Source organism: Bacillus sp. Root920 (assembly GCF_001429445.1).
Lineage (GTDB): Bacteria > Bacillota > Bacilli > Bacillales > Bacillaceae > Bacillus > Bacillus safensis.
This window is the reverse complement of the sequence record NZ_LMJV01000006.1, coordinates 1-9372: the sequence shown is the minus strand read 5'-3', so window position 1 is coordinate 9372 and position 9372 is coordinate 1. Positions and strand designations below refer to the sequence as shown.

Below are 9372 nucleotides of genomic sequence, written 5' to 3'. Positions count from 1 at the left end.
ACTCATCATCTTTGAAGTTGTACGACAGCTTTTGAGTAATATACCGGTAATAGACAAATACTTGTTTGATGTTGCTGTATCTAGATACCTCAGTTCTCAAAACGTTAATTCTATTACGTTTCTCAAAGGCTCTCAAGCTTATGCTTGGGGGTCTTTTTTTAGGCTCTAAAATAATAGGACCACGAGAATTTATTGCTGGTTATAACTCTATACCTTTGAAACTTTTGAGTGGTTTGATCTTTTAGAGTTTCTGTTACGTGTTTATAAATGTTCATAGTCATTGGATGCCTAATCGAGCCTGTACATCTTTAATGCCTGATCCCGCTTCAAATAAACTTATAATATGAAAATAGGTCATTACTGCTATTGCCTCAGAGCGGTTGTATTTTCCGTAATCAGCAGAGGCAAACTCCTCACTATTGAGACAGCATTTATTCCATGGTTTGATGAGTTCTCGTGTAGCAAAACTCGCCAATTTTTGTTAGCTAATTTATGATGTATGGTAAGAGGAAAATAGGGAAAATAATGTGTTTTTGCTATATAATTTGCCTAAAGGTCTTTGAATCACCTTTATTGACCACTATGTTGAACTGTAGATGCGATCTAGGAATATTTATTATTACGTATTACGTGATGTTATTAAATTATAGGTAGGTGCAATAGTGAGTTTAGCGAAAATAGAACCCATAAGTACACTTAATAATAGTGAGATAACTGAAATTTTTAAATGTGCTCCTCAAGGAGGTATGAGGCGCTCGCTTGAAACGAATACCTTAGTTTTAGTATCGGATCATACCAAAGCATTGTATGAAGACCGATGGGACGGAAATGTTTTTCATTATACTGGTATGGGTAGAATGGGAGATCAGACATTGACATCTCAAAATAAAACTGTGGCTGAATCATTAAGTAATAAAGTGGAGATGCATTTGTTCGAAGTGTTTGAAGCGAAGAAATATGTGTATCGTGGGGTAGTGAAACTAGCTGATGAACCTTATCAAGAAGAGCAGCTAGATGATAATGACCAACTGCGACAAGTATGGGTCTTCCCTCTTGTATTGGCAGACGATCAAAAGTTTATCATTCCAGATAAGTTGATAAAAATGAAACAAGTGTTGAGGGAAAAGAAGGTAAGAAAACTGGGTGAGACCGTTTTAGAAAACAGAGCTAGAACCGCCAGAAGAAAAAGTAGTAAACGTAAGACTATCTCAACTACATATGAACGTGACCCATATGTTACAGAATTTGCAAAACGCTGGGCAAAGGGAGTTTGTCAGTTATGTGAACAACCGGCTCCATATTTAAATATGAATGGGGAGCCTCATTTACATACCCATCATATTAAATGGCTATCACGTGGTGGAGATGATTCAATATACAACACTATTGCTCTTTGTCCTAATTGCCATGATAAAATGCATATTTTAGATTTGGAAGAGGACGTAAGAAAACTTCAAGAGAAAGTGTTAAAGTGCGTAGAAGTGGAAACAATCAAAATTTGACCCAATGGGCACAGGTTAATTTTGATCACATTTTGACGACAAATATACAGAATGACATTCTTTCTTTTTGGCTGATGCAAAAATAGCCCGTTAATTAGCGCGTCTCGCACTTCGTTAATCAATTTTATATTGTATGGACGTTTTACAAAGGTTTGTTACAGACAAACCATATACGAAAAGCATCAGCATCCTGCTGGTGCTTTTTTTCTGTATGGAAACATATAAAATAGGATCATAGCAAGGTTTCTGTTTAAAAAACGAAGTCTATGGAGGGGGTGTCATATGAATCTGACAACAGAAAGGTGTATCATTCGCTCATTTGCTGAAGATGATTGGCAGGATGTCTATGCATATACTTCTGATCCGGAAGTGATGAAGTATATTCCGGAAGGTGTTTTTTCTAAAGAAAATGCGCAGGAATTTGTTAAAAATAATCGTCTTAAAACAGCCAAGAATTTTGCTGTTCTACTAAAAGAAGACCAGATTTGCATCGGGCATATCGTGTTTCATTCTTACTTTGGTGAGCACACATATGAAATTGGCTGGGTTTTCAATCCTGCCTATCAAAACAAGGGCTATGCAACAGAAGCGGCGTATGCTGTCTTACATCATGGTTTTCACACTCTGAACTTACATCGAATCATTGCGACTTGTCAGCCTGAAAATGTGCCATCGTGGAGAGTGATGGAGAAATTGGGGATGAGGAGAGAGGGGTATTTTAAACAGTGTATACCCCAAGGAAATGAGTGGTGGGATGAGTTTTACTATGCCCTCCTACAAGAGGAATGGTTCGAGAAGAGAGCTTGATCAGTTTTCATGATATGAAGTACTTTGATGAAAAAGCAGCTGATCAAATTTTTATATGAGAACGCTCTTAACTGGTATTTTAGTAAGTGAAAAACAGTCTTCCATCTATCATAGGAGGTGCTTTCATTGAATTTAAATCAATTGACATTTAGAGAAGCTGTGCTAGAAGACCTCGACCAAATCATCTTCATGCTTTCAGATGATAAGTTAGGTCAAAAGAGAGAGCGTTACACTCGCCCATTATTAGAAAGCTATATCAAAGCCTTTCGTTCAATCGATGCTGATCCAAATATTGAACTCATTGTTGCGTGTGACCAGGAAGAAGCAGTTGGTGTTCTTCAGTTAACCATGACGCCATTTCTTACACATCAAGGGGGATGGAGAGCATCGATCGAAGGAGTTCGTACGGCTTCGACTCATAGAGGAAAAGGAGTCGGTTCGCTGCTTATAAAGTGGGCCATTCAACGCGCAAGCGACCGCGGCTGTCATATGATTCAGCTGACAACAGATAAACAGAGGCCGGAAGCACGCCATTTTTATGAGAAATTAGGATTTGAAGACACTCATGAAGGAATGAAGCTGCATTTGCCTCATGAATAAGGATATCAAGAAGCGGAGGATTCACGTACCTCTGCCTTTTTTGTGCCTTTATTAGAAATATTTGCTATATTCAATATATAAATCCTCTGTTATTTGGAAAGGAGAAACATGTTACTCAAAATCGGTCTAGTTGTTGTAGGTGTGGTCGTACTTTACGTAGGGGTTCAAGTTTTGTTGTATAAAAGAGATATGAAAAAAACAAAGGAAGATCTTTTGACATTTGTCGCAAAAAACAAAAAGGACGTTTCAGTGACAATCATTGAAAATGATGATGTGATGTTAGAGTGGAATGCTGATCAAAAAACGCCACTTGCAAGTACGGTGAAATTAGTGGTTTTATTTCATTTTGTTAAAGCTGTATCGAGCGGCGGCATCAAGCTAGAGGAAAAAGTGGCATTGCCTGATATAGAGCGGTTTTATATTGATAGAACAGACGGTGGTGCGCACGCGTACTGGCTGGAGGTCAATGATTTTTCTGAGCATGCGACTTTATTAGATGTTGCCAAAGGGATGATGCAATTCAGTTCGAATGCTTGTACGGATTATTTGATTGACCGGCTGGGCTTAGAAAAGATCAATGATCAGATGAAACAAGCAGGTCTTACAGAACATGATGAACTCATGCCGCTGACGCCAATGATTTTGTGGTCCGCTTATGTATCTGATCGTCGGCGGGATGCATTCAAGAAAATGAGCGGTGTATCCGAAGAACAATACAAATCTCTAATGAATGAGATTTTTAATATCATGAAAAATGACCCAGAGTATAAAAAGGCGTTAGAAGAAAAAATGAAAAAAAAGAACTTATTAGGCTGGCGTATACAATCATTACTGACGCAAAAGCTGACAAAGTCTACAACCAATCAATATGCACAATTTATGAAACGTCTTCATGACGAGCTGTTAACAACAGAAGAAAAGGGTCTTTTTAGCCAAATCGTACTGGGAGAAACATTGAAAAAGGAAACAGATCAATATTTTTGGTATAAAGGCGGAGCAACATTGTTTGTTTTCACAGGTGCTTTATATCGAAGAACAGATACATCCACTATTTCCATCTCTCTTTTTATCAATGATCCGAAAGCGAACAATTCTCACTGGATTGGGGAAGTATTCAACGAATTTATGCTTACTGCAGCAGTGGATCAAAACTTTCGACAACGATTGATACAGGCTTTCACTACATAAACATCAAAAAACAGAGGGAAACACCCCTCTGTTTTATTATTTCTGCATTGGAAACGCTTTGTATACATCTTGGCGTTTCTTTTTTGACTTCACAACTCCATCAACCAGTTCCTTTTGCCAAAACGCTGTATCGTCTTTGTACTTTTTAAAAGGGTGAGGGAGCTCTTTTTCTAGCTTTTTTCTTTTAAACGTGACGGACGGCTCGTCTTTAGAGCTCATGTTAAGTGTCACTTGCTCTACGTTATCGACAAGAATAAAAAGTGCGATGGCGTTGTATAAATACGTTTTTTCGATCGTATCCTTTTGATCAAACCAGAAGGCGTCAAACTGTTCTTCTGTATAGCCTGCATTTTCTTTTACTCCATACGTGACGTCTAATGCTTTTCCATTCCGATCGTTCACTGACCGCCATTTCCATTTACTGAACTGCATGTTTTGTTCAAACCAACGAACAATACAAAGAAAAAAGGAGTTCAGTCCATGGCAGAAGTGCTTTCATTTTATCAACTGAAAACAAAACGAGATGTCACGCTTGAAAAGAAGCTTTTGCGTACATTGTCTCTTCAACAAGTAACGGCTGCTTCCGAGAAATTCACAAAGAAGCTGTTTCCATTTGCAGATGATCCAGCGGGTATTATGAGTGATGGCTGCATCGATTTCGCCATTGAAGCTTTCTTAGCTGGCGGGAGATACGGTGAGTCGAGTAAATACGGCGAATCATTCGACGATATCAAAAAGCGGTCCTTCCAGGAGGAAGCTGAGCTGATTGAAGAGCTGGCAGGATGCTTGCAATCATGGGGGAATATGTTCCGTATGGAGCGGAAGATGTCATGTTTATATCCATTTGCGAAGGATTTTTTAAGCATGTGGTGGCAGGAAGGCTTTCGTGAATCAGAAAAAAGACACAAGCTTCGGCTGCACTAAGCATATTTCCAGCCCTTGTCCCATATCTATAAAATAATGGTGTATGGGAGGGACAGGGATGAAAAGAAAGCTGAAGTGGACAGGGTTTTTAATTGGGTTTATTGTCCTCTTATTCTTATTCAGGTTTCAATTTCTAAATGATGATTCATGGAAATCGTGGAATTTGCCTCTAAGCGGGAAGATCATCTATTTAGATCCGGGTCACGGCGGTCCAGATGGCGGGGCTGTAGGAGGAGAGCTGCTTGAGAAAGAGATTGCACTGGATGTATCCATGAAGATACGTGACTATTTGCAGGAGCAGGGAGCACTTGTTCTCATGACCCGAGAGGATGATTCTGATTTATCATCAAAGAATACAAAGGGTTATGCCCGGAAGAAAGCGGAGGATTTAAGGAACCGCGTCAAAGTCATCAATGAATCTGAAGCGGATCTCTATTTAAGCATTCATTTAAATGCGATACCATCAAACAAATGGAGCGGGGCTCAGACGTTTTTTTACGGAAAGTATGAAGAAAATGAAAAGGCAGCCAAGTTCATTCAAGATGAATTGCGCAGGAATCTTGAAAACACAGATCGAAAGGCGAAGCGGATTAATGGCATTTATTTAATGCAAAATGTCACAAAGCCAGGAGCTCTTGTGGAAATTGGATTTCTCTCCAACCCGAAAGAGGCTGGACAGCTGGCAACACCTAAATATCAGGATCAAATTGCTGCCTCTATTTATAAAGGGATTTTAAGATATTTAACAGAGCAAAAAGAGCCGCCTGAATAAGGGGCTTTTTCCTTTTGATCGCAGGCAAACAGGACAGACATTGTAAGGATATGTATGATATACTTGGATTGTAAACGAATTCAATAAAGGGTGAGGTTCTGCTATGATCGGACAAGATGATGTGAGAAAACTAGTTGGGAAGATGGACGAACCTTTCCTTCATATACCGCTTGGTGAGCTGGATGCCATCAAGGAAATCAGCCTAAAGCCTGAGAAAGAGCATGTGAGCCTGAAGGTGGCTATTGCCAAAACAGGCACTGCTGAGCAGATGAAGCTGCAGCAAGACATCGTACAAGCCTTGAAAGCAGCAGGCGCTAACACAGTAGGACTTCGTTTTGAGGAACTGCCTCAGGAAACACTTGAAAAGTTTATGCCATCACAAGATGAGGAAGAAACCCTGCTTAACTCTAAAAATCCGCCTGAGTTCTTAGCGATTGCGAGTGGAAAGGGCGGCGTTGGTAAATCGACGGTTTCTGTTAACCTTGCTGTAGCGCTCGCTCGTCTAGGGAAAAAAGTCGGGCTGATTGATGCTGATATTTATGGCTTTAGTGTACCGGATATGATGGGAATCACTGTCAGACCAACAGTTAAAGGGGAAAAAATTATTCCTGTGGAGCGCTTTGGTGTCAAAGTGATTTCAATGGGCTTTTTTGTTGAAGAAAATGCACCGGTTATTTGGAGAGGACCGATGCTTGGAAAAATGTTAAATAACTTCTTCCACGAAGTTGAGTGGGGAGAATTAGATTACTTACTATTAGACCTTCCGCCTGGAACGGGAGATGTAGCGCTTGATATTCATACAATGCTGCCTAGCTGTAAAGAAATCATTGTCACTACACCGCATCCAACGGCTGCCTTCGTTGCAGCAAGAGCAGGCGCAATGGCACTGCAAACAGATCATGAAGTGCTCGGGGTCGTTGAGAATATGAGCTATTATGAAAGCAAAAAAACAGGTGAAAAGGAATACGTTTTTGGAAAAGGCGGCGGGGAAAAGCTGGCTGAAGAGCTGCGTGTATCAGTCCTTGGCCAAATTCCTTTAAGACAGCCTGATTGGAATGAGGATGATTTCGCGCCTTCTGTCTATGATGCAAGTCATCCGACAGGAGAAGTGTATCAACACATTGCGAATAAAGTCATTGAACAATTAGCAGTGAAAGCATAATGAAAGCCCGAGTGGATGAACGCCACTCGGGTGATGTTTAACTGTCGCTTCCTTGCGAGCCGGAATCACTGCCGCTCTCAGATGCTGCCTTTTTGAGCTCATCTTCGAATTTCTTCTTATAAAGAGGGCTGCTTAATGTTTCCGTAATGACTTTTTCTAAGTGCTTTCTAAACTCTTTGCTTTTTACAAGTTCACCGTATTTTTTTTCCATCTCAGGATCCTTGAGAATATCCATCATCAGCTGTTGATAGTCAGGATCCTTCATTAACTGTTTTAACATTCTTTCATGCTGTTGCTGCATGGATTTTGCGAAAGTCTCGGCAAATTTAGAATCCTCAAAGACCTTCTTCCAGAACTCTTTGCCTTTATCAGAAGTCAGTGTTTTCTCTATCGTTTTTTTCACAGTTTGTTCATCCATTACCAAAGCTTCATTCATTGCCTCGTCATTTAATAACTGTTGAATGGCCTTTTTACCGTCATCTGTCTTTAATATATCGACGACCATTTTTTTTGTTTCGTCATAGTCCATATTAGATGAGGATTGGGTTTTGGGAGCACAAGCTGTTAGAGATAAAAGAAGAAAACAGCTCATTATACGCAAGATGCCTTTTGACATACTGTGGCTCCTTTCGTTACATGTCTTACTTTTAATATGAATGTTTCACGTAAATTTATACATAACAAAAATAGGGGTTGGATCAATTCAATGAAAAGTCGGGATTTAGTTCGTTTTTTCTTCTCTGTGCTAGCTGTTGGAGCGGTCATTACAAGCGTGGTAGGCTTTGCGCTGGAGTGGGGGAAATATCAGAAGCTTTTTATATCGTTTGAAATTCTAGAGATCGCATCTGTGTTGTTTTGGTTCATTGGTGTAGGAATGATTTTTAGTGTCATTAGTCAGATGGGGTTTGTTGTCTTCTTGACGGTGCACCGGTTTGCGTTAGAGATTTTCCGGTCACATTCTTTGTGGAATACCATTCAGCTGTTTCTTGTGATTTTTGTGCTGTTTGATTTAGCTTACTTGCGATTTTTGTTTTTCGGAGAAAATGAATCATTTCTTCCATACTTGTGGCTGCCTATATTTATTGGTGTGTTTGCATTGATCGTGGCTTACTTTAAACAGCAGCAGTCCTCTAAGAAAACATTTATTTCCGCAATGTTTCTCATGGTCGTCATCACATCGTTAGAATGGTTCCCGGCGCTCAGAGTCAATGAAGAGGACTGGCTGTATTTAATGCTGTTCCCGCTATTAGGCTGTAATGCGTTTCAGCTGTTAGCGATGCCGCGGTTTTCAAAAGCGAAAGCTACTTAACTTCTGATGACTTTGTTTTCGTATTGGAGATCAGTTCGCCAACCGTCACATTTTTTAAATGTTTTTCTTTTATTTGTTTCAAAATAGCGGGTAAGGCTTGAGCGGTTTGGGTTGCTGAATCTGAGGCGTGAAGGAGAACAATGTCCCCGCTTTTCATTCGATCATTTACATTCTGAACAATCTGGTCGACACCCGGATTCAGCCAATCCTGTGAATTGATACTGTAATGAACAACGGTATAACCGTACTGTGTGGCAATTTTTAGTGCTGTTTCGTTAAACTGTCCAGTTGGCGGTCTTAATAGTTGAATGTCATCTAGTCCAAGCTTTTGAAATGTATTTTGTGCACGGACAAGATCTTGCTTGATTTCACTATCTTCAAGCTGGCTATAATTTTTATAAGCATAGCCGAGGCTTCCGATCTGGTGGCCGTCCTCCCTAATTTGTTTCACGATATCAGGATGACGCTCAGCCCAAGAAGCAGACAGAAAGAAGGTGGCGTTCTTTATACCGTACTCTCGAAGGACATTTAAAATAGGAACAGCCTTCTCATCCCCCCAGCCAATATTAAAAGTGAGAGAGACATGTTTTGATGAAGTCTCGCCTTTATAAATGGCTCGGGGTCCATGTTCAGTTTTAAATACCGACAGCGGCGGTGCCTTTTGTACATAAAAAAAGGTTGCAGCTGCAAGGGCTGCTACAAGAATAATGACAACTTGCTTCAGCCGTTTAATAGGCAACACATATAATCGACTCAATTCAAACACTCCTGCCTTGTCCAAGATTGTTACTTGATTGTATGCAGGGCAAGGGTTTAAGATGCTTAATAAAACTATTTCAAAAAAAGTTTTGAAAAGGCGTTGACCGAAAGAAAGTTTTCGTGATATATTATTAATCGTCGCTGACACACAGTGACAAACACAAAACGCTTCGGGAAATAAACTTGAAAAAAGTTGTTGACATAAGATGAAGCGAAATGTTATATTATTAAAGCCGCTAAGAACGGCGGAGATGATCTTTGAAAACTAAACAAGACAAAACGTACCTGTTAATTCGAGTTTTTATAAAAAATCCTATGATACTTCATAGGTAGTCAGTCAAACTGGCGA

At 39.9% G+C, this 9372-nt stretch carries 11 protein-coding genes; 8 read left to right on the top strand and 3 right to left on the bottom strand.

Annotation, left to right across the window (positions count from 1 at the left end; translation table 11 throughout):
* Positions 1-662: 662 nt before the first annotated feature.
* From ASE42_RS11275 to ASE42_RS11260, 4 genes are all read left to right on the top strand, one after another.
* Complete coding sequence (locus ASE42_RS11275; protein ID WP_235566764.1) at positions 663-1502, top strand: HNH endonuclease; 840 nt, start codon at positions 663-665, stop codon at positions 1500-1502.
* A gap of 282 nt (positions 1503-1784) precedes the next feature.
* On the top strand, positions 1785-2309 hold the full coding sequence (locus ASE42_RS11270) for a GNAT family N-acetyltransferase (RefSeq protein ID WP_034621546.1): 525 nt from the start codon (positions 1785-1787) through the stop codon (positions 2307-2309).
* Positions 2310-2435: 126 nt separating this feature from the next.
* Positions 2436-2909, top strand: coding sequence for a GNAT family N-acetyltransferase (locus tag ASE42_RS11265; protein ID WP_025092240.1), 474 nt, complete (start codon positions 2436-2438; stop codon positions 2907-2909).
* A 108-nt stretch (positions 2910-3017) separates the two neighbouring features.
* Positions 3018-4097: a serine hydrolase gene (locus ASE42_RS11260; protein WP_235566763.1), complete on the top strand. Its 1080-nt coding sequence runs from the start codon at positions 3018-3020 to the stop codon at positions 4095-4097.
* A gap of 36 nt (positions 4098-4133) precedes the next feature.
* On the opposite strand, the gene ASE42_RS11255 is transcribed toward ASE42_RS11260, so the two are convergent.
* Positions 4134-4499, bottom strand: coding sequence for a DUF4825 domain-containing protein (locus ASE42_RS11255; RefSeq protein ID WP_235566761.1), 366 nt, complete (start codon positions 4497-4499; stop codon positions 4134-4136).
* A 78-nt stretch (positions 4500-4577) separates the two neighbouring features.
* Here ASE42_RS11255 and ASE42_RS11250 point away from each other — a divergent pair, with 78 nt between their 5' ends.
* From ASE42_RS11250 to ASE42_RS11240, 3 genes are all read left to right on the top strand, one after another.
* Complete coding sequence (locus ASE42_RS11250; RefSeq protein ID WP_034283869.1) at positions 4578-5021, top strand: DUF2521 family protein; 444 nt, start codon at positions 4578-4580, stop codon at positions 5019-5021.
* 58 nt (positions 5022-5079) lie between these two features.
* A complete protein-coding gene (gene cwlD, locus ASE42_RS11245) occupies positions 5080-5793 on the top strand; it encodes an N-acetylmuramoyl-L-alanine amidase CwlD (RefSeq protein WP_024425615.1) in 714 nt (237 codons plus the stop codon).
* A 103-nt stretch (positions 5794-5896) separates the two neighbouring features.
* Positions 5897-6955, top strand: a complete 1059-nt coding sequence (locus ASE42_RS11240; RefSeq protein WP_041105688.1) for an Mrp/NBP35 family ATP-binding protein — start codon at positions 5897-5899, stop codon at positions 6953-6955.
* Between the two features lie 37 nt (positions 6956-6992).
* On the opposite strand, the gene gerD is transcribed toward ASE42_RS11240, so the two are convergent.
* Complete coding sequence (gene gerD / locus ASE42_RS11235) at positions 6993-7571, bottom strand: spore germination lipoprotein GerD (RefSeq protein ID WP_041105690.1); 579 nt, start codon at positions 7569-7571, stop codon at positions 6993-6995.
* A gap of 90 nt (positions 7572-7661) precedes the next feature.
* Between gerD and ASE42_RS11230 the strand changes: the two genes are divergently transcribed.
* A complete protein-coding gene (locus tag ASE42_RS11230) occupies positions 7662-8264 on the top strand; it encodes a KinB-signaling pathway activation protein (protein ID WP_041105692.1) in 603 nt (200 codons plus the stop codon).
* Here the strand turns inward: ASE42_RS11230 and pdaB are convergent.
* Positions 8257-9021 (bottom strand): polysaccharide deacetylase family sporulation protein PdaB, encoded by a 765-nt coding sequence (gene pdaB, locus ASE42_RS11225; RefSeq protein WP_024425619.1) that lies wholly within the window; start codon positions 9019-9021, stop codon positions 8257-8259. The two genes, ASE42_RS11230 and pdaB, sit on opposite strands and share 8 nt — an antisense overlap.
* Positions 9022-9372 lie beyond the last annotated feature (351 nt).

What these genes read in the sequence shown, in the direction of transcription:
- ASE42_RS11250 (WP_034283869.1), top strand. Translation starts at nt 4,578, where the DNA reads ATGGCAGAAGTGCTTTCATTTTATCAACTGAAAACAAAACGAGATGTC.
- ASE42_RS11260 (WP_235566763.1), top strand. Translation starts at nt 3,018, where the DNA reads ATGTTACTCAAAATCGGTCTAGTTGTTGTAGGTGTGGTCGTACTTTAC.
- ASE42_RS11240 (WP_041105688.1), top strand. Translation starts at nt 5,897, where the DNA reads ATGATCGGACAAGATGATGTGAGAAAACTAGTTGGGAAGATGGACGAA.
- gerD (WP_041105690.1), bottom strand. Translation starts at nt 7,571, where the DNA reads ATGTCAAAAGGCATCTTGCGTATAATGAGCTGTTTTCTTCTTTTATCT.
- ASE42_RS11270 (WP_034621546.1), top strand. Translation starts at nt 1,785, where the DNA reads ATGAATCTGACAACAGAAAGGTGTATCATTCGCTCATTTGCTGAAGAT.
- ASE42_RS11230 (WP_041105692.1), top strand. Translation starts at nt 7,662, where the DNA reads ATGAAAAGTCGGGATTTAGTTCGTTTTTTCTTCTCTGTGCTAGCTGTT.
- cwlD (WP_024425615.1), top strand. Translation starts at nt 5,080, where the DNA reads ATGAAAAGAAAGCTGAAGTGGACAGGGTTTTTAATTGGGTTTATTGTC.